General features: G+C 69.6%; 19 protein-coding genes. 5 read left to right on the plus strand and 14 right to left on the minus strand.

Annotated features, from left to right (window positions below):
- Positions 1–24: 24 nt before the first annotated feature.
- Complete coding sequence (locus M2351_RS11180) at positions 25–774, minus strand: VWA domain-containing protein (protein ID WP_264656146.1); 750 nt, start codon at positions 772–774, stop codon at positions 25–27.
- Positions 775–997: 223 nt separating this feature from the next.
- Between M2351_RS11180 and M2351_RS11185 the strand changes: the two genes are divergently transcribed.
- Positions 998–1,699 carry an RluA family pseudouridine synthase gene (locus M2351_RS11185; protein ID WP_264656147.1) on the plus strand — a complete coding sequence of 234 codons (702 nt, stop codon included), beginning with the start codon at positions 998–1,000 and terminating at the stop codon, positions 1,697–1,699.
- Positions 1,700–1,703: 4 nt separating this feature from the next.
- Here the strand turns inward: M2351_RS11185 and M2351_RS11190 are convergent, their stop codons facing one another.
- The 5 genes from M2351_RS11190 to M2351_RS11210 form a co-directional block, all read right to left on the minus strand.
- The gene (locus M2351_RS11190; protein ID WP_264656148.1) at positions 1,704–2,807 is read right to left on the minus strand and encodes a BMP family ABC transporter substrate-binding protein; all 1,104 of its coding nucleotides are present in this window, start codon (positions 2,805–2,807) and stop codon (positions 1,704–1,706) included.
- Positions 2,808–2,868: 61 nt separating this feature from the next.
- Positions 2,869–3,129, minus strand: coding sequence for a hypothetical protein (locus M2351_RS11195; RefSeq protein WP_264656149.1), 261 nt, complete (start codon positions 3,127–3,129; stop codon positions 2,869–2,871).
- Positions 3,130–3,222: 93 nt separating this feature from the next.
- Positions 3,223–4,308, minus strand: a complete 1,086-nt coding sequence (locus M2351_RS11200) for a hypothetical protein (protein ID WP_264656150.1) — start codon at positions 4,306–4,308, stop codon at positions 3,223–3,225.
- A 9-nt stretch (positions 4,309–4,317) separates the two neighbouring features.
- On the minus strand, positions 4,318–5,700 hold the full coding sequence (locus tag M2351_RS11205) for an MBOAT family O-acyltransferase (RefSeq protein ID WP_264656151.1): 1,383 nt from the start codon (positions 5,698–5,700) through the stop codon (positions 4,318–4,320).
- Positions 5,701–5,734: 34 nt separating this feature from the next.
- Positions 5,735–6,226, minus strand: a complete 492-nt coding sequence (locus M2351_RS11210; RefSeq protein ID WP_264656152.1) for a GIY-YIG nuclease family protein — start codon at positions 6,224–6,226, stop codon at positions 5,735–5,737.
- A gap of 150 nt (positions 6,227–6,376) precedes the next feature.
- On the opposite strand from M2351_RS11210, the gene M2351_RS11215 reads away from it, so the two are divergent.
- Positions 6,377–7,084, plus strand: a complete 708-nt coding sequence (locus M2351_RS11215) for a DUF2270 domain-containing protein (protein ID WP_264656153.1) — start codon at positions 6,377–6,379, stop codon at positions 7,082–7,084.
- 87 nt (positions 7,085–7,171) lie between these two features.
- On the opposite strand, the gene M2351_RS11220 is transcribed toward M2351_RS11215, so the two are convergent.
- Positions 7,172–8,284, minus strand: a complete 1,113-nt coding sequence (locus tag M2351_RS11220; RefSeq protein ID WP_264656154.1) for a saccharopine dehydrogenase family protein — start codon at positions 8,282–8,284, stop codon at positions 7,172–7,174.
- A 146-nt stretch (positions 8,285–8,430) separates the two neighbouring features.
- On the opposite strand from M2351_RS11220, the gene M2351_RS11225 reads away from it, so the two are divergent.
- The gene (locus M2351_RS11225) at positions 8,431–8,856 is read left to right on the plus strand and encodes an Lrp/AsnC family transcriptional regulator (RefSeq protein WP_264656155.1); all 426 of its coding nucleotides are present in this window, start codon (positions 8,431–8,433) and stop codon (positions 8,854–8,856) included.
- 34 nt (positions 8,857–8,890) lie between these two features.
- On the opposite strand, the gene M2351_RS11230 is transcribed toward M2351_RS11225, so the two are convergent.
- Both M2351_RS11230 and gcvA read right to left on the minus strand, forming a co-directional pair.
- Positions 8,891–9,283, minus strand: a complete 393-nt coding sequence (locus tag M2351_RS11230) for a GFA family protein (protein WP_264656156.1) — start codon at positions 9,281–9,283, stop codon at positions 8,891–8,893.
- A 142-nt stretch (positions 9,284–9,425) separates the two neighbouring features.
- Entirely contained in the window at positions 9,426–10,337 is a 912-nt protein-coding gene (gene gcvA, locus M2351_RS11235; RefSeq protein WP_264656157.1) for a transcriptional regulator GcvA, read from the minus strand.
- A 254-nt stretch (positions 10,338–10,591) separates the two neighbouring features.
- Here gcvA and M2351_RS11240 point away from each other — a divergent pair, with 254 nt between their 5' ends.
- Positions 10,592–12,250, plus strand: coding sequence for a thiamine pyrophosphate-binding protein (locus tag M2351_RS11240; RefSeq protein WP_264656158.1), 1,659 nt, complete (start codon positions 10,592–10,594; stop codon positions 12,248–12,250).
- Positions 12,251–12,272: 22 nt separating this feature from the next.
- Positions 12,273–13,778: an L-piperidine-6-carboxylate dehydrogenase gene (gene amaB / locus M2351_RS11245; RefSeq protein ID WP_264656159.1), complete on the plus strand. Its 1,506-nt coding sequence runs from the start codon at positions 12,273–12,275 to the stop codon at positions 13,776–13,778.
- An 80-nt stretch (positions 13,779–13,858) separates the two neighbouring features.
- On the opposite strand, the gene M2351_RS11250 is transcribed toward amaB, so the two are convergent.
- The 5 genes from M2351_RS11250 to creD form a co-directional block, all read right to left on the minus strand.
- Positions 13,859–14,056 (minus strand): hypothetical protein, encoded by a 198-nt coding sequence (locus tag M2351_RS11250; RefSeq protein ID WP_264656160.1) that lies wholly within the window; start codon positions 14,054–14,056, stop codon positions 13,859–13,861.
- Positions 14,057–14,183: 127 nt separating this feature from the next.
- A complete protein-coding gene (locus M2351_RS11255) occupies positions 14,184–14,714 on the minus strand; it encodes a hemerythrin domain-containing protein (RefSeq protein ID WP_264656161.1) in 531 nt (176 codons plus the stop codon).
- Positions 14,715–14,836: 122 nt separating this feature from the next.
- Entirely contained in the window at positions 14,837–15,772 is a 936-nt protein-coding gene (locus M2351_RS11260) for a DMT family transporter (RefSeq protein ID WP_264656162.1), read from the minus strand.
- A 208-nt stretch (positions 15,773–15,980) separates the two neighbouring features.
- Entirely contained in the window at positions 15,981–17,300 is a 1,320-nt protein-coding gene (locus M2351_RS11265) for a glycoside hydrolase family 3 N-terminal domain-containing protein (RefSeq protein WP_264656163.1), read from the minus strand.
- Positions 17,297–18,688 carry a cell envelope integrity protein CreD gene (creD, locus tag M2351_RS11270; RefSeq protein ID WP_264656164.1) on the minus strand — a complete coding sequence of 464 codons (1,392 nt, stop codon included), beginning with the start codon at positions 18,686–18,688 and terminating at the stop codon, positions 17,297–17,299. The genes M2351_RS11265 and creD overlap by 4 nt, the downstream gene beginning before the upstream one ends.
- Positions 18,689–18,803: the final 115 nt, after the last annotated feature.

Here is an 18,803-nt window from a genome sequence, read left to right on the forward strand (position 1 = left end):
TGCCCCGTTCAACGTGTGGCCGTGTCATGCATGGGGCTGGCTCCCCGACTGCCCGGAACCACCTTGGGAACCAACCTGACTGGACAACAGCCGCACCGCCTCGCCCCGGCCGCGGCTGTAATGCTCAAGCGCCGCCCGGCCGCCGGCCGCGTAGACCGCGACGGCGCTCAGCAGGTCCTTCAGCTGCTGCGCGGACGACCCGTCAAAGGGACAGTAGGCGCCGCCGGACAGCCGCGCGATCGTTTGGAAGGCGCGCTTGGCGATCAGGTCGCCGCGCTCGTGGAAGATGAAGACCGGAACGCCGAGCAGCCCCAGCTCCCCTGCCTGGTGGGCGAGATGGTCGATGTCCTCCTCCATGCAGTCACCGACGAAGACCAGCGCGTTCACCTTCTTCGCGCGGGTCTGCTTGATGCAGTGGGTCAGCACGCGGCCGATCTGCGTCTGGCCGGCCATGCAGGACACCGCCGTCATCCGCCGCAAAAGATCCTGCGAGTTGCCGATCCAGGGGCTCGCCTGGCATTCGCGGAAACCACGGTAGTAGACGAGTTGGATGTCGAGCCCGCCGAGCGTCGAAGTCGCCTGGAACATCTCGCCCTGGATCTGGCAGGCGCGGTCCCAGGTGGGCTCGCGGCTGGCGGTCGCGTCCATGGCGAACATCAGCCGGCCGCGGACGCCGGTGGCCGACCGCGGTATCGCCGCGACCTGGCGCAGGAAGGCGTCGACGTCGGCCTGCGACGACCGTTGCTGCGCCGGAAGATGATCTCGCTCCCCCATGGCCGTCCCTCTCGCGAAAAGCCTTCAGCTTGAGATCATGGACCGCGGCGTGCGGCCGGTCGAGTCTGCCCATGGGTCACACCCGATTCGGGAACTCGAAAGAGTCGGGGTGCCGGAACGGTTCAAACCCACCTCCGGGAACAGGGCGTGTGTGGCGGAGGTTCCACGCCCACACCTGCATCGCGCTTGCCGGGCCGTGCGCCGGTGTGTTTGGGTGCGCGCCATGAGCGACACCTTCACGCCCGAGACACTGCGCGCCCGCATCCTGCACGAGGACTCCGACCTCTTCGTGATCGACAAGCCGGCCGGGCTGGCCGTGCACAAGGCCGGGCGGATCACCGACCATCTCGATCTCTACCTGCCGTTCCTGGCCGGTGAGGACGGTGTGCCGCCGCGACTGGCCCATCGGCTGGACCGCGACACGGCGGGCTGCCTCGTGCTCGGCCGCTCGCCCTGGGCGCTGAAGCGGCTCGGCGACATGTTCGCCGCCGGTCATGTGGAGAAGACCTACTGGGCGGTCAGCGACGGCGTCCCGGAGGAGCCAACAGGGACCATCGCCCATCCGCTGCTGAAGCTGGTCATCCCCGGCGCCTGGAACATCGTGACGCACCCCGACGGGCAGCCGGCGGTCACCGACTACCGCGTGCTGGGTACCGGCGGCGGGCGGGCCTGGCTGGAGTTGAAGCCGCGCACCGGCCGCACCCACCAGATCCGGGTCCACTGCGCCGCCATAGACTGCCCGCTGGTGGGGGAGCCCTACTACGGCCCGGAGCGCCGGCCGCCGGGCAACCTGCACCTGCTGGCGCGCTCCGTCGCCTTCACGCTGTCCTTCGACCGACCGCCGGTGGTCGCGGTGGCCCCGCCGCCGTCCCACATGCAAGACGCGCTCGCCGCCTGCGGCTGGCCCGGCGACGATCTGCAGTAAACCCTTACAGCACGACCTCGCTCACCCCGTCGGCAAGCCAGAACATGCGGTCCAGCGCCGGGTCTGACCCACGCAAGACCTTGCCCTTCGGCAGCACGGTGCGCCCGGTGTTGTCCAGGATCGGCCCGCGGAACACGGCGGCGTTGCCGTTGGCGAGTTGCATGCGCGCGGCATCGGCGTGCGCCCGCGCCTCCACCCCCACCGCCGGGCCATAGGGGGTGTTGCGGACGAAGCCCCGGTCGAAGCCGCCCTGGCGCAGATGCCGCCAGGGCTTGCCGCCGACGATCAACGACACGGTCTCGGCCCAGCAGCGGCCCCAGGACCACTCGGCCCCGGTCAGGAATCCCTGCGGCGCGGCGCCGGACAGGTCGACATGGACGCCGCAGCACAGGAGGCCGGACGCTTCCGCCACCTCGCAGACCGGGCGCGGCTCCTCGACCTGCGCGGCCAGCACGTCGGCCCCGCCGGCGGCGAGCGTCCGCGCGGCGACCGCCACGGACAGCGGCGGCGCCCCCTCGCCAACGAAGGCGACGCGCACCGCGACTGCCGGATCGGCCCGCCGGGCGCCCAGCGCGAAGGCGTTCACGCAGCGCAGGACCGCCGGCGCCGGGTGCGACGCCACGATCCCGATGGCCTTGGCGCGGCTGGCGTAGCCGGCGACGATGCCGGAGATGTGCTGGGCCTCGTCCAGATAGCCCTCGAAGAAGCCGACGTTGACCGGCGTCCGCTCCACATCCATGGGGGACCCGCAGAGAAGGAAGGCCGTGTCGCGGTTGGCATCGGCCTGGGCGAGGAGACCGGGAAGCGCATCGCCGGTCGCGGTGACCAGCACGACCCGGCAGCCCCGGCCGCCGATCAGGTCCTCCACGGCGGTGGCGAGGGTGCCCGCGGCGTTCTCCCGCTCCTCCAGCCGCACGTCGGGCAGCGCGGCGAGGGCGCGTGCAGCCTCCGCATGGGCCTGGTTGTAGCCGCAATCGGTGCGGCTCCCGCCATACAGGATGCCGACACCCAGGGGAGGAAATCCCAGGGCCGGCGGTGCGGCAAGCAGCGCGGCCGCGGCACCGAACCCCTTGAGCACCTCCCGGCGGTGATGGGTCGTTTTCGTCATGCCCGCCTCCCGATTTGCTGGGACTATACCCGCCGGAAGCGCGCGCACCAAACAATTCGCCTTAAATCCCCCCGCGCGGCCCGTTCCGGAAGCGCCAGACACGGTCCCGCGCCGGCACGCGAATGGGATCGGGGCGCCATTCCGGCCGCGGCGGATCAACCCGGTCGGCAACGCGGCCCGCCATGGCCAGCAGTGCGTATAGAGCGAACATGAGGACCACCAGAGCCCCCAAGGGCTGCCGGAGGCCGAGGTCGACCAGCGGTTCCAGCAGCGGAGCCACGGCGTGGTGCGCTTGGACGGAACAGTCGATGCAGTCGGGCATGCACGCTCCTCCCCAATGGCTTGATGAGGCCTGTATGGCTTCAGCTTAGGGGAGAGCCGCGATGCCCAGCGGCGACAATGATGGGACCAGCCGTCAGGAGAGCGGACCGCGCCGCGCCCCCTCCGCCTGGGGTGCCACCAGCAGGCGCCAAGCGCCATCGGGGTCGTCCCGCCGCTCCCGCACGGCGGTGGCGAGGGACCGCTCGATCCAATCGGCGATGCCGACCCGGTAATGGAGATTGTCCCAATAGTTCGTGTCCTCGCTGGTGATGCGCGAGGGGAAGCGGAAGTCCACCAGCGCCGCGCCGTGGGCGGCGGCGATGCGGGCGACGCGGCCCTTGCACTCCTCCTCCCGCGCGGCGAGCGGCGAGCCCGGCTGCGGCATGGCCGCCACGTGGACCGGCATGAAGGCCAGGATGGCCTGTGCGCCGGGCGGCATGCGGCCGACCAGCTCGTCGAGCCAAGCCAGAGCCGGGAAGCGCCAGGACTGACGCTCCGCCTCGGTCGGGCGGTAGGGCGGCTCGGCGGGTGTGATGGGGTGCTTCGGGCCGCCGTAGATCATCGGCTCGACCTTGGCCCAGGTCCACTGGTCGTCGGGCGGCACGAAGACCTCGTAGCCGTCGGGCCCAAGCCGCGGCGGGCGGAGGCCGAGCTGGTACTCGACCAGCCGGGCAGCGATCTCCAGCGTCTTGCCGTTCAGCAGGTAGAGCAGGTCGTTCCAGGGGTCGTCGTCGTACATCCAGGGCGGAAAGGGTCGGAAGGTCAGGCGCTGGCTGTCGGCGTCAGGCTCGCACCACACGCGGTCCAGCCCGACCACGACCGTCCGCACCTTCGGCACGGTGCGCAGGAACAGGTCGGCGATCTTGTACTGCTCCCACGCGGTGGCGCTGTTCATGGCGAGGTTGGCGAAGCGCCCGCCGAACTGCCCGTCGAGGTGGGCCGGCTGCAGCAGCCGGGAGGTCGAAGTGCCGAACACCGCGCTGTCGAAATTGCCGTGGCGCACCAGCCCCGGATAGAGGAAGCGCTGGTTGTCGTCCATCATCGGCCGCGCCATGGGCGGGGAGAAGGGCACGTTGTCGTAGGGATCGACCAGCAGCACGAACAGCATCAGCGCGGCGACCAGCCCGCCGGCGGTCAGCAGCAGGGTCTTCACGAAGCCCGTCCAGGGGGGTTGGGTCATGGCGGCCCCTCAGAACTGGAAGTAGATGAAGTTGACGGGCTGTCCCTTGCCGACCTCCAGCAGGCAGAGGACGGCCACCGCGGCGAAGGCGACCGCCACGACACGGCGGGGCTTCAGCAGGTCGTCCACAAAGGCGAGGCTGGTCGGGCCGAGGGTCGACACGATGGTGGCGGCCGCCAGCAGCGCCGGGCGCTCCAACCCGCCCGCAAAGCCGCCCTCCCCCACCATGCCGGCGAGCAGCCGGCCCGCTGTCGCGAAGTCCGGCGCGCGGAACAGCACCCAGCCGGCGACCACGAACAGCATGGTCAGCGCCCAGGCGAGCGGGAACGGCAGGGGGCGCTTCAGCCCCTGCCAGACGTGGCAGGCGATCAGCCCGACGCCGTGCATCAGCCCCCAGGCCACGAAGGTCCAGGCCGCACCATGCCACAGGCCGCACAGCCCCATGGTCGCGAGCGAGGCCAGGACGTAGCGGCTGAAGCCCGCACGGCTGCCGCCCAGCGGGATGTAGAGATAGTCGCGCAGGTAGCGGGACAGCGTCATGTGCCAGCGCCGCCAGAAGTCGCGCACCGACGCTGCCTTGTAGGGCGCGTCGAAGTTCATCGGCAGGCGGATGCCGAACAGCAGCGCGATGCCCAGCGCCATCTCCGTGTAGGCGGAGAAGTCGAAGTAGAGCTGGAAGCTGAAGGCCAGAGCCCCCGACCACGCCTCGCCCAATCCTGGCACCGCGCCGGCGGCGTGGGCGAAGACGGGGTCGGCGACGCGGGCCAGCGGGTCGGCCAGCAGGACCTTCTTGGCGAAGCCCAGGATGAACAGGGCCAGTCCCTTGCCGAACCGCTCCGCGAAGCCGGGACGCAGCGGGTCGTCGGCGAGCTGGGGGATCAGCTCGTTGTGGCGGACGATCGGGCCGGCGATCAGGTGCGGGAAGAAGAAGACGAACAGGCAGAAGCCGCGCAAGGGGTAGGTCGGCACCCGCCCGCGCCGCAGGTCGATCAGGTAGGAGATCAGCTCGAAGGTGAAGAAGCTGATGCCGATCGGCAGCAGCACATCGCTGTGTGGCAGGTCCCATCCCAGCAACGGGCCCAGCAGGGCCGACAGGCTGTCGAGGAAGAAGTTCGCGTACTTGAAGTAGCCGAGGATGGCGAGGTTGGCGGCTACCCCCGCCGGCACGATCCATTTCATGGGCCAGCGCCGGTGCAGGTGGGCCAGCGCCCAGGTCGCCAGCGTCTGGCCGAGCAGCAGCGGTACGAAGCGCACGTCCCACCAGCCGTAGAAGACCACGGAGGCGATAACCATCACCCACTCGCGCGCCGCCTCCCGCCGGGCCACGGCGTAGAAGAGGATCAGCACGGCGGGCAGGAAGCCGAGCACGAAGGACTGGGTGTGGAACAGCATGGAGGACGCTCGAAACCCGCTTACGGACCGGGCCCTATGGACCGGCCGACTTGATACACCGGATCGTCGGGGAGCCGGATGAAAAATGCGGCGGCAAAAAGCGGGACGGCATCGCCGCCCCCTCCGGCCAGGACAGAAGGTGGCTGGCGCAGGCCCGGCAGTCGCTGCTGCCGAAGCCCGGCACCGGCACGGGCAGCCCCGCCAGTTCCGCGACCAGCGCACACTCGTCTCCGCCGGGCTCGCACCAAGCCCCGGCCATCCGGCCGGCGGTGGTCAGGTGGTCGACGTGCCAGCGCACCGTCTTCTCCCGCCGGAAATGCCGGCCGACCCGCGCCCGCAGGCCGCCCGGGCCGCGCGCGCTGCCGGCGTAGAGGTAACGGCCCGGCGCCAGGACGACCGCCAGCTTGCCGGGCAGGCCGAGGGCGAGCGGCGCCTCCAGCAGGATCAGCAGCGCGTAGGCGCCGGGCACGACTGGGACGGTGTCCGGGCAGTCGTGGAAGCGGAGAGGATCGGCGGTGGGCGGCATGGCCTTTGACACTACGCCATGCCGAGGTCCGCAGCATCCTTATCCAAGGACGCGCGGCCATTTGCCCCTCTTCCGGTGTTGAATCCGGCGAACGGGACGCCGGCGCAGGCCGGGAGATCCCGTAGCAACGAGACCGGGGGGACGACGACCATGGACGACATCGCCGCACACACACCCAAGATGACCTACGACGCGGCCGAGGTGACGGCCCTGTCCCACCTCTACCGCGCCGAGATCTACCGCAGCACCGTCTGGCGCACGCGGCTGGACGCCACGACCAACTGGGCGGTGGTCACCACCGGCATCGCGCTGTCGCTGACCTTCAGCAGCGCCACCGCCTCGCCCTTGCCGCTGGTGCTGGTCGGCCTGCTGGTCGCGGTGTTCCTGTACATCGAGGCGCGGCGCTACCGCTTCTTCGATTTCTGGCGCATCCGGGCCCATGTGCTGGAGCTGTACTTCATCGGCCCGATCCTGCGCGGCGACGGCGTCCAGTTCGAGAAGCACTGGAACGAGACGCTGTTCCAGGATTACCGGTCGCCCCACCTGCACATCACCTATTGGGAGGCGGTCGGGAGGCGGCTGCGCCGGAACTACGGCTGGATCTTCATGATCCAGGTCGTCGCCTACCTCGGCAAGCTGATGATCCACCCCACGCCGCTCGGGTCGCTGGACGAATTGTTCGCGCGGGCGACGATCGGGCCGGTGCCCGGCCAGATCATCCTGCTGTGCGGGCTGGTCTTCCACGCCACCTGGATGACCATCGCCTTCCGCACCCACAAGAGCCGCCGCGGCGCCGACCGCGAGCGCCCGCCCCTGCCGGAAACGGACGCCGTTCTGGAACTGGCGCGGGGGCGGTAATGCAAGATCGAGGTTGGGGAAAGTGGTTGCGTTGAGCCCCCACCCAACCCTCCCCCGCTGGGCGGTGGAGGGCTTTTTAGGCAGCGGTCAGGCCGCGCGGTTCATCGACGATGGGGTGTTTTCCGAGGGGGCGTAGTTGCGGCCGAAGCGGTTGGCGATGAAGTCGGCGTAGGACACGTCCTCCTGCTTCACGAAGCCGCGCTGGGGCAGCTTGCCGGTCGCCAGCAGGTCGACCACGGCGCAGATGCCGGACGCGGTGGTGATCTGGATGCCGTTGTAGAACTTGCCGTCGATCTCACGGCCGTAGATCTTGTTGGCGTAGGTTTCCTGCAACAGGCGACCGCGCTTGGTGCCGGTCACGGTCACGAAGATCAGCACGACGTCCTGCAGGGTCGCGGGGATCGACTGCTCCAGGATGTCCTTCAGAAGCTCGCGCCGGCTGCCGAGCCGCAGGTCGTGCAGAAGCGCCTTCATGAGGTCGCGGTGCCCCGGATAGCGGACGGAACGGTAGTTCAGCGTTCGCACCCGGCCGGCCAGCGTCTCGCACAGCGTGCCGAGCCCGCCCGAGGTGTTGAACGCCTCGTAGAGAACGCCGTCGAGGGAGAATTCCTCGCGCTCCTCCAGCGGCGGCACGTTGATCAGGCGGCCTTCGACGATGGCCTCGCAGGGCTCCAGATACTCGTTGATGACGCCCTCGGTGCTCCAGGTCAGGTTGTAGTTCAGCGCGTTGGACGGGTATTTCGGCAGCGCGCCGACGCGCATGCGCACGGTGTCCAGCGCCTCGAAGCGCGAGGCCACGTCGTTGGCGATGATGGAGATGAAGCCCGGCGCCAGCCCGCATTGCGGGATGAAGGCGCAAGGCGCGTCGGCGGCGAGATCCTTGACCCGGCGGGTGCTGGCGACGTCCTCCGTCAGGTCCAGGTAGTGGGTGCCGGTCGCCCGCGCCGCCTCGGCCACGCCGACGGTCAGATGGTAGGGCAGCGCGCTGAGCACCGCGAACTTGCCCTGCATGGCCGCCGTCAGATCCGCGGGATCGGTCGCGTCGAGCACGCGCTTCTCCACCCGCGGATGGTCGGGCAGCCACTCCAGCGCGTCGGCCGACCGGTCGGCGACCGTCACCCGGTAATCGCCGGTCCCCTTCAGCAGGTCGCAGATGGTCTCGCCGATCTTGCCGCCGCCCAGCAGGAGGATGTCGCGCATGGTCCCTGTCCCTCTCGTCTTCCGGTGTCGTCTTTGGGTGTGTCCTTCTGTCGCAAGCTTGACCGAACGGCCTGTCGATGTGCAGTGTGCGGAGTGACGATTTGCGCGGTTTGGATCGGCAGAATGACACTAATTTCGGCGATCTGATGGACGACCTCGACCAGCGGCTTCTCGACGCCCTTCACGACAACGCGCGCGAACCCACCGCCGCGCTGGCCCGCCGGCTGCGCGTGTCGCGCAGCACGGTGCAGAGCCGCATCCAGCGGCTGGAGGAGCAAGGGGTGATCGCCGGCTACACGATCCGGCTGTCGAGCGACGTCGAGCGCCGGCTGATCCGCGCGCATGTCTCCATCAGCGTGTCGCCGAAGCTGACCGCCGCTGTGGTTCAGGAATTGAAGCGCATCCCGGAGGTGCGCGCGCTGCACGCGATCAGCGGCGCGCACGACCTGATCGCCGTGATCCGGACCGAGACCATGGAGGGCATGGATGCCCTGATCGACCGCATCGGTGCCATCGACGGAATCGAGCGCACGACGTCGTCGATCATCATGGCAACGAAATTCGAGCGGTAAATTCGCCAGCACGAGAGATGCGAATCCAGGGCACCTACTCCTCAAACCGCGTCGTGGGATCACGATCATGGTCGTATCGTCGCGCAAGCGGAAACGGCGGCAACCAGGACTCGCGGCGGACCGTCCAGCTTTCGTAGGTTGGCATCAGTTGGTCAGGGGCATCCAGGGATCCAAGGTTCACTTCGACTTCGTCGCCGGTGCGTCCGAACACGGTTGAGCCGCAGCGGGGGCAGAAAAACCGCCCCGCGTAGTCGCGTGTTTCGCCTTCGATCGTCACCGCATCTTGAGGAAAGATCGCGGACGCGTGGAAGAGTGCCCCGTGATGCTTGCGGCAGTCCAGGCAGTGGCAAAGGCCAACGCGGTATGGGCGTCCCGACGCCGCAATCCGGACATTGCCGCAAAGACAACCGCCGGTGAACCGGTCCATGATGCGCGCCCCTCTGCAATCTCGTGGTCAGGCTGTTTAGGACGAACAGCGCTGTCGATGCTTGGTCACGCCCCTGTCTCGCATCCCAGGGGGCCAAACGGGTTATCTGTGCTTTTCTGCGTTCATCCGTGGACAAAAGCCATCAACGCGGAACGGTGCTATCGACGGAGCATTCCCCCAGCAACCATTCCCGGAAGGCGACCAGCGGCGGGTGATGACCACGCTGCGCGGGATGCACGAGGTGGTAGGCGCGCTCCGCGTTCCGGTACGGGAGGTGCAGCGCCGGGACGAGGTCGCCGTCCTGCAATTCCGACTGGACCAGCAGGGTCGGCAGCAGCGCGACTCCCAGCCCGGTGATGGCCGCCTGGGCGGTGGTGGAGAATTGTTCGAAGAACATCCCCGCCCCTTCGTGCCGCTCGATGCCCTGCGCGGCGAACCAGTCCTTCCACGCCTCCGACCGGCTGGTGGTGTGCAGCAGCGGCAGGGCCACGAGGTCGGCGGGCTCGCGGATCGGGTGGGCGGCCAGGAAGGACGGCGCGCAGAGCGGCAGGACCTCCTCCTCCATCAACCGTTCGCAGACCGCGCCGGGCCAGTCGGCGGCGCCGAAATGAATGGCGGCGTCCAAATCCTCCGACCGGAAGTCGAAGGGTTCCATCTTCGTGGTGAAGTGGATGATGACCTGCGGGTGCGCCTTCTGGAAGGCCGGCAGCCGCGGCACCAGCCAGCGCGTGCCGAAGGTCGGCAGCACCGCCAGCTTCAGCACGCCGCCCTGAGGCGCGGTCATGACCCTCAGCGTCGCCGAGCCGATGCGGTGCAGCGCCTCCCGCACCTCCGCGGCGTAGGATTCGCCGGCCGGGGTGAGGGTCACGCGCTGGTCGCGGCGCACGAACAGCGGGGTGCGGAGCTGGTCCTCCAAGGCCTTGATCTGGCGGCTGATCGCCCCCTGGGTCAGGGCCAGTTCCTGGGCCGCGGTGGTGAAGCTGCCGGTGCGCGCCGCCGCTTCGAAGGCCGAGAGCGCGCTGATGGAGGGGAGAAGGCGTCGTTGCAGGCCCATGGGTCATGACTATACCTCATGACCAGGGGAAAGAAAGTCGGTTGCTTAGCGGCTTGCGGCCCGCCAGAGTCGGCGGGATTTTCACCACCAAGGCACCAAGACACCAAGGTGGACCGCCCCGGCCCCCGCGCCGATTGCGCGCCGACCGGCAGCCCGAGCCGAACGGGCCTGGCGATTCTTGGTGCCGTGGTGCCTTGGTGGTGAATTCCTTGCCATCGACCCGCGACACGCCCGCAAAAAGGAACCCGCCCGCCATGAAGACCGGAGGCCAGTTGATCGTCGAGGCGCTGGAGGCGCAGGGCGTCGAGCGCGTGTTCTGCGTGCCGGGCGAAAGCTACCTCGCCGTGCTGGACGCCCTGTGCGACAGCCGCATCCGCACCATCAACGCCCGCCACGAAAGCGGTGCGGCCATGATGGCGGAGGCCGAGGGCAAGCTGACCGGGCGGCCGGGTATCTGCTTCGTCACCCGCGGCCCCGGCGCCACCAACGCCTCCCCTGGCGTGCATGTGGCGCAGCAGGATTCCACGCCGATGATCCTGTTCATCGGCCAGATCGAGCGCGGCATGCGCGGGCGCGACGCCTTCCAGGAGGTGGACTACACGCGCATGTTCGGCGGCATGGCCAAGTGGGTGGCGGAGATCGACAGCGCCGACCGCGTGCCGGAGATGATCAGCCGCGCCTTCCACACCGCCATGGCCGGCCGGCCAGGCCCGGTCGTGCTGGTGCTGCCGGAGGACATGCTGGTCGAGACCGCCGACGCCGCCCCCGCCCAGCGCGCCGAGCCGGTGGACAGCGCCCCCACCCCCGCCCAGGCCGCGGAGTTCGGGCGGTTGCTCGCCAACGCCAAGCGCCCATTGATCATCGCCGGCGGCTCCCGCTGGACGGAAGAGTCGGTCGCCGCCCTGCGGTCCTTCGCCGAGTCCTTCGCCCTGCCCGTCGCGGTCACCTTCCGCCGGCAGATGCTGTTCGACCACACGCACCCGAACTACGCCGGCGACGTCGGGCTGGGCATCAACCCGAAGCTGGTCGGGCTGGTGAAGGACGCCGACCTGATCCTGCTGCTGGGCGGCCGATTCTCCGAGGTGCCGTCGCAAAGCTACGCGCTGCTGGGCATTCCGGAAACCGGCAAGACGCTGGTGCACGTGCATCCGGGCGCGGAGGAGCTTGGCCGCGTCTACCGGCCGGATCTCGCCGTCAACGCCACGCCGGGCGCCTTCCTGGAGGCCGTCGCCGGGCTGACGCCGCCGGCATCGCCCGCCTGGATCGGCCAGGCGGAGAGCGCCCACGCCGCCTACGGCGCGTGGAGCGTGCCGCCGACCTCCGGCCCCGGCGCGGTGCAGATGGGCAGCATCATGGCCTGGCTGCGCGACAGCCTGCCGGACACGGCAACCCTGACCAACGGCGCCGGCAACTACGCGACCTGGATCCACCGCTTCTGGCACTTCCGCCGCTTCGGCACGCAGGTGGCGCCGGTCTGCGGCTCCATGGGTTACGGTCTGCCCGCCGCCATCGCCGCCAAGCTGCTGCACCCGGAGCGCGACGTGCTGTGCTTCGCCGGCGACGGCTGCTTCCAGATGACCGGGCTGGAGTTCGGCACCGCCGTCCAGGAAGGCGCCAACGTCATGGTGCTGGTCGTCGACAACGGCATGTACGGCACCATCCGCATGCACCAGGAGCGGGAGTATCCCGGCCGCGTGTCCGGCACCGCGCTGAAGAACCCGGACTTCGCCGCGCTGGCCCGCGCCTATGGCGGCCACGGCGAGACGGTGGAGCGCACGGAGGACTTCGCCGCCGCCTTCGAGCGGGCGCGGGCTTCCGGTTTGCCCGCCATTCTCCATATCAAGCTCGACCCCGAGGCCCTGACGCCCAGCCGGACCCTGTCCGAGATCCGCGCCGCCGGCCGGCCGCGCTGAGTTTATTCCAAGGATACGACCCATGCAGCACAGCGACCTTCTCTCCCGCCTCGGCCTGGAGCTTCCCGCCGGCGGTTCCGGCCTTGCCGTCCGTTCGCCGGTCGACGGCGCGTCGCTCGGCACCGTGCCGGTCACCGCGGCCTCCGAGATCCCGGACATCGCCGCCCGCTCGCAGCGCGCCTTCGAAGCGTGGCGCAACGTTCCGGCCCCGCGCCGCGGCGAGTTGGTCCGCCTGCTCGGCGAGGAACTGCGCGCCGCCAAGGAGGACCTCGGCCGGCTCGTCACGCTGGAGATGGGCAAGATCGTCCAGGAAGGCCTGGGCGAAGTGCAGGAGATGATCGACATCTGCGACTTCGCGGTCGGCCTGTCCCGCCAGCTCTACGGCCTGACCATCGCGTCGGAGCGGCCGGGCCACACGATGCGCGAGACCTGGCACCCGATGGGCCCCTGCGCGGTCATCTCCGCCTTCAACTTCCCGGTCGCGGTCTGGTCGTGGAACGCCGCCCTGGCGCTGGTCTGCGGCGACCCGGTGATCTGGAAGCCGTCGGAGAAGACTCCGCTGACCGCGCTCGCCTGCCAGCGCATCTTCGAGCGCGCCGTGGCCCGCTTCGGCAGCGACGCCCCGGCCGACCTGCTGATCGTCGTCAACGGCGGCCGCGACGTGGGCGAGGCGCTGGTCGCCAGCCCGCTGGTCCCGATCGTGTCGGCCACCGGCTCCACCCGCATGGGCCGCGAGGTCTCCGTCAAGGTGGCGGAGCGCTTCGGCCGCTCGATCCTGGAGCTGGGCGGCAATAACGCCATGATCGTGGCCCCCACAGCCGACCTGGAGATGGCCGTGCGCGCCATCGTCTTCTCGGCCGTCGGCACCTGCGGCCAGCGCTGCACCACGCTGCGCCGGCTGATCGTGCACAAGGACGTGCGCGATGCCCTGCTGCCGCGCCTGAAGGCGGCCTACGCGTCGGTTTCCATCGGCAACCCGCTGGAGTCCGGCATTCTGGTCGGCCCGCTGAACGACAAGGGGGCCTTTGACGGCATGCAGCGCGCGCTGGAGCAGGCGAAGGCCGACGGCGGCGTGGTGACCGGCGGCGAGCGTGCGCTGGCCGACCAGTATGCCGACGCCTGGTACGTGAAGCCGGCCATCGTCGAAATGCCGGCCCAGACCGACATCGTCCGGCACGAGACCTTCGCCCCGATCCTCTACGTCATGACCTACGAGACGCTGGAGGAAGCCATCGCGCTGCAGAACGCGGTGCCGCAGGGCCTGTCCTCCTGCATCTTCACCACCGACATCCGCGAGGCGGAGACCTTCCTGTCAGCGGCCGGCAGCGACTGCGGCATCGCCAACGTCAACATCGGCCCGTCGGGTGCCGAGATCGGCGGCGCCTTCGGCGGCGAGAAGGAAACGGGCGGCGGGCGCGAGTCCGGCTCCGACAGCTGGAAGGCTTACATGCGCCGGCAGACCGCCACGGTGAACTATTCCAAGAACCTGCCGCTCGCCCAGGGCATCAAGTTCGAGATCATGGGCTGATCGTTTAGGGTTTCTGAAAAGAAGAAGGGCCGCCCGATCTCCCGGGCGGCCCTTTTCGTTTGGGCTGATTTTGGTCCGCGTCAGGCGGCCTCAGAGTGAAGCCGCGTGGGATTGGCGTCTTGCGGGTTCGAGCGACGCAGATGCTCGGCAATGGGGGTAAGCTGCGCCAGAACTTGGTCCCGGGTCAGGCGGTCGCGCCGGAGCACGGCCTGCGCCACGGGATCATTGAGCAGTTCGGCAACGCGGCAGCGCCACGTCTGCTTGGGCAGTCCGTCCATGGCTGTTCTCGTTGCTGTGGGGCCAAAGGTGCCGGCCGTCCCCGGCGGCTGCACCGTACGCGAAGCATGTTACAGATCGACGCGTACGGCCCGTGATATTTCGGGTACCTGGACGTCCAGCGTACGCCTACAGCAGCAGCGCCTTTTCCCGCCGTACGTTTCCCGAAAGACGCGCGATGGCCCGCCGGCCCAGCGCGTCGCGCAGCTTCGGGAAGTCGACCGCCTCCTCCTGGTGGATGTGCTCGGCGATCAGCATCTTCAACTCGGTCACGCGGCCGAGCCAGTCCGGGTCGTCCTTCGGCATCCGTTCCAGCGCGGAGAGATGCATCTTCATGTCCGCGTGCTCGCCGTAGAGCCGGCGGGTGTCGCCTTCCTCGTGCGCCCGGTCGTGGAGCAGCGGGTAAACCACGTCCTCCTCGGCGAGCGCGTGGGCAGCGAGGCGGCGCTTCAGCCGTAGCAGGAGCTGGGTCCGGCGGAAGGTGGCGTTCTGCGGCGTCTGCTCCATCTCGGTCAGCAGCGCCATGATGTGGCGGTGATCGTCGGCGAGCGCCGCGAAGGGGTCGCGCCCCGACACCGACCCGGCCGCCTGCGCGAACAACGGCGGCAGCAGGCGGCTGGCAATCAGCGCCACCACCGCCCCGCCGGCAAAGGCGGCCACGCTGCCCCCTACGCCGCCTGCGGACAACAGTCCGGTTCCTCTCCTGGCCATGGAGCCCGTCCCTCCTGTTCTGGGAATTGATGGACAGGCAACCAACAGGCCGGGAGGAGAGCCGTTTCGCGTCAGGTGGCCGTCGAGTTGGCCGCCGCCGCGGACGCGACCGCCGCGCGGCCTTTCCTCTGCTCGCGGTGGAAGATGTACAGGCCGCTTCCCACGATGACGAGGCCGCCGGCCAGGGTGGTGGCGCTGGGCACCTCGCCGAAGACCAGCAGGCCGTACAGCACCGCCCAGACCAGCGAGGTGTAGCCGAAGGGCGCCACCGTCGCGGCGTCGGCCGCCGTGTAAGCGCGGATCAGGCAGAAATGGCTGCAGGCCCCGATGGTGCCCAGCAGGACCATCAACGCCACGGCCGTTGGGTCGGGCGTCATCCAGTTCCAGGGCAATGCGGCGCTGGTCATTACCGTGCCGGCGAGGCTGGTGTAGAAGAAGGTGGTCATGGTTGGATCGCTGCCGCGCAGGACCCGCGTGACGATCTGGTACAGCGCGTTGCACAGCGCTGCGGCGAGAGGCAGCAGGATGAACCACTGGAAGGTCAGGCTGGCCGGCCCGATGATCAGCATCGCGCCGACGAACCCGGCCAGCACGCCCAACCAGCGCCGCCACCCCACCCTCTCCTTCAGGATCGGGATCGATAGCACCGTGACGAACACCGGTGCCGCGTTGGCGATAGCCGCGACGTCCACGAAGGGAAGCAGACGGTAGGAAAGTGCAGCCAGCAGGGTGAGCACGCCCAAGAGGGCGGAACGCAGGATCTGCACCCCCGGCCGCTGCGACCGGATGGCGTGCGGCGCCCGGATCGACACGAGGAGGAAGGCGATCAGGAAATGAACGGCGAAGCGCGCCCAGGCGACCTCGACGACTGGATAGCTCTGGACCAGGACACGCATGGTCGCGTCCTGGGTGACGAACAGCAACGTGGTCAACACCATCCACGCGATGCCCGCCCTCGCGGACGATCCAGACGGCGCAACGGACGCCGTCTTCTCGGCAATCGACATCGTATCCAGGGTTCCTTATCCAGCGGGCGCAATGGGCGCGCCTACCCTGACGCACGCGGGCGCCAGGGTCAAATGCACTCCTGGTATATCAGTTGGCACGCGGAGCCGTTGGACAACAAAATGCCCGTGGGGTGCCGGGCCTGACGGCTGATTTGGTTGCGGGGGAGCAATCGCCATTGTTTGCTGCTCTCGGCGGAGCGCCTTCCTCTCAGCCGGCGGGGGTAGGTGACGGCCGCCCACTCACGCCGGTGGTGCCCGCGCCGCCGGAAATGCGGTCGAGCCGTTCGCGGCTGGCTGCCAGCGCGGCCGGGTCGAGTTCACCGCGCCTGGCCGCGTCCATGGCGCAGGCCATGGCGCGATAGAACTGCGTGCCGTCGAACGCGACGAGCAGCAGGTCGACCCCGGCGTTGAGCGCTTCCCCCACCGCCCGGCACAGGCCGTACTGATAGACGGGCGTCATGACCAGATCGTCCGTGACGATCAGGCCGTCATAGCCCCAGTCCCGGCGGATCACCCCGTCGACCACGCGGCGCGAATGGGAGGCCGGCCGGTGGGGATCGATGGCGCTCAGGACCACGTGGCCGACCATCAGCAACGCCTGCGGGTTGCCCGCCAGCACATGGCGGAAGGGTTGCCAGTCCGTGGATTCCAACGTCTCGCGGCTGTCGGCGATGGCGGCGCGGAAATGGTGGGTGTCGCGGGCGACGCGGCCCAGGCCGGGGAAATGCTTGACGGTCGGCCGGACGCCGGCCTCGGCCAGCCCGGCGGCGTAGGCGGCGGCGACCTCCTGGACGACCGCCGGGTCGCCGGAGATCGCGCGGCGCGCGATGAGGCTGTTGAAGTCCAGCGGGTCGGACGCCCCGTCGTTGCGCAGGTCGACCACCGGCGCGAAGTTGATGGTGACGCCGAGCGACCGCAGATCCCGGCCATGGTCGCGACCCAGGGCACGCGCGGCGGCGCGACGCTCGTCGGGGGCCAAGCCGGCCACCGTGGACGGGGCCGGCCGGTGCGGCAGCCACGGCGACAGCTTCGACACGATCCCGCCCTCCTGGTCGGCCGCCACCCGCAGCGGCGGAAGCCCGGCGCGCCGGCGGATGTCCTGCAGCCGCCCGATCTCCGCGCGCAGGGCCTCCGCCGAGCGGCCGGCGAGGTTGCGCCGCGAGACGAAGACGCCGCCGATCAGCCCGCGGGCGGCCAGCGCCTCGACCTCCTCGACGCGCTCGTAGCCGACGATGAAATGCCGGCCCAACTCGGCCGCCAGCGGGCCCGGCGCCGACAGGACGGTGCCCCGGCGCACCTGGAACACGCCCTCCGCCCCCAACACCGCCAGGGGCACCGCGGCCCAGAGAACCGCCAGCGCCAGCCGCCGCCGGACGCCACGCCTCAGCACGACCAGCAGGCCGCACAGTCCGACCGCCGCAATGGCCGGCGCCGACCACCCGCGCACCGGCATCAGGTAAGGGTCATGGATGTTGACCCCAGCGAAGACCAGCGCCAAACCGAGGCACCAGCCGATCACGCGCCTCATGCCTCGCGCGCCCGCCAGTCCACGCGCTGGGTCACCGCCATCACCACGGACAGCACCAGGAACAGCACGACCGACCCCACCAGCAGGGAGTAGGTTTCCAGGCTGAGGAGCACATACAGGAACCCGAACAGTCCGCCCAACGCCGCGGCGAAGACCAGGGTCGGCACCGCGCGCCGGGTGACCGCCGCGGTGTAGATTGATGCCTGAAGCAGGACCAGGGCGGCGCCGATCCAATAGCCGGCGGTGTAGCCCAGTGGTTCGGCGATGGACACCAGCAGAAGGGGAAACAGGGTCATCGACAGCCCGAGCAGCCCGTACTGGATTGTGTGAATGCGCAGCGCGGAGAGAACCTCGACCAGCGCGTAGACGGTGAAGGACAGGACGACGAAGAGGATGCCGTATTTCGACGCGCGGTTGATCATGCGGTAGGTGGGGACCGCCTCCAGCAGGTCGACCCCGATCGACGGGGCCCGCTGGTCCGCGACCGCCTCCCCCAGCCGGGTCGCGGTCCAGAGCGGCGGCTGGGAATAGTCGACGGACCGCCAGTGCGCCGCGAAGTCATGATCGGTCACGGTCGAGTCCGACGGCAGCACCGTGCCGGTGAAGCTCGGCGTCGGCCAGGGGGCGGCGATCGCCGCCTCGACCTGCCGTCCCTTGAGGATCTGCCGGTAGGCGCCGGTCCCGCGCAGGGTCACCGTCGCCTGGAACGGCACCTTGTCCCCCGCGGCGGGCGCCGACGCCAGCGGCAGACGGGCGACCAGCAGGGCGCCCTGGCAATCCTCGGCGGTGTTGACCAGTTCGCCGCAGCTGCGCCAGGGGAGCGCTTGCCCATCCCAATCCGCGCCGTCCGTGGTGGTCATCCCGGCCAGGTCGGACGCTTGCAGCACCAGCAGGCTCTCCGTCCACAGGATCGTGGCGCCGCGCCCGACGAGCGTTTCCAGGCTGGCCTTGGAGGGCATCGGGAAGCGTCCCGCCATCCCGACCTCCGCCGTGTAGACGGTGGCGGAAAACAGGCCGCGCGCCTTCCGTTCCGGGACCAGCGCCACCCGCGTCGACAGGGTTTCCGGCGCGATCTTCAGATACTGGCGCGACGGACGGTCGGGCTGGACATAGGGGATCACCAGGAGCGGCGCACGGACGACCTGCTCCGGCCCCCAGCTTTTCGCGAAGTCCGCCCGCAGGCCAGCTTGGCGCGCCTCGCGCTCCCAGACGATTCCGGAGATCAGCCAGCCTGCGACCAGCGTCGCCAGCAGGAGCGAGGCGACCTGCACGACCTTGGACGAGCGGCGGCTTCGGGACGCCGGCGGCGGCGCCGGGTCCGGCGGTGTCTGGTCGGGCAGCGGTTGATTGGGCGGTTGTTCGGGCGGTTGTTCGGTTGGGGTGCTCACGCGGAGTCTCCTGGAAGCGTTGACCGGGTTGTGCCGTCACCATGCACACGCGCCGTGCCGTAGCGATGACGCGGCCGTGCAACCGCAGAGGAAACCCTGTGCAGAACTCGTGCAG

The organism is Azospirillum canadense (assembly GCF_025961225.1).
Lineage (GTDB): Bacteria > Pseudomonadota > Alphaproteobacteria > Azospirillales > Azospirillaceae > Azospirillum > Azospirillum canadense.